The sequence below is a fragment of the Vibrio sp. 1249-1 genome (assembly GCF_033340495.1).
Genome location: NZ_JAWOWJ010000803.1, coordinates 1 through 601 on the forward strand (window position 1 = coordinate 1; position 601 = coordinate 601).

General features: G+C 49.8%; 1 protein-coding gene. It reads left to right on the top strand.

The window, feature by feature from the left end; all coding sequences use genetic code 11:
* The coding region (locus R7Z50_RS29010; RefSeq protein WP_318149947.1) for a flavodoxin domain-containing protein at positions 1–601 on the top strand (601 nt) is incomplete at both ends.

Genomic DNA, 601 nt, shown 5'->3' on the forward strand with positions numbered 1-601 from the left:
TGGGCGGATAACTACCAAGAAGATCGTATTACCATCTTCTACGATTCTATGTCGAACAATACCCGAATGATGGCGGACGCGATTGCACAGGGCATCCACGATGTTGACCCGGGTGTCGCAGTTAAAGTCTTCAATGTGTCTAAGCACGATAAGAATGAAATTCTCGCCAATGTGTTCCGCTCTAAAGGCATCTTGGTTGGTTCGTCTACCATGAATAACGTCATGATGCCGAAGATTGCTGGCATGCTGGAGGAGATCACAGGTCTTCGTTTTAAAGCCAAGAAAGCTGCTGCCTTTGGTAGTTATGGTTGGAATGGTGGTGCGGTAGACCGTATCCACGCACGATTGACCGACGCGGGTTTTGAAACTGCAGTCAGCCTGAAAACCAAATGGCGACCAGATGGTAAAGCGATGCGTGAGTGTCGTAGACATGGTAAGAGCATCGCGAAACTGTGGGCAAAGCATGACCTGACGAGCCCAGTTCTTGCTCCGGCGATTTCTTCGTCTGCACCACAAGTTCAACCACAGCCTGCTGTACAAGTAGCAACACAAGCGGTAGAAGAAGTTGTTGCTAGTAACCCTAGTACCGAGGCGCATCCCG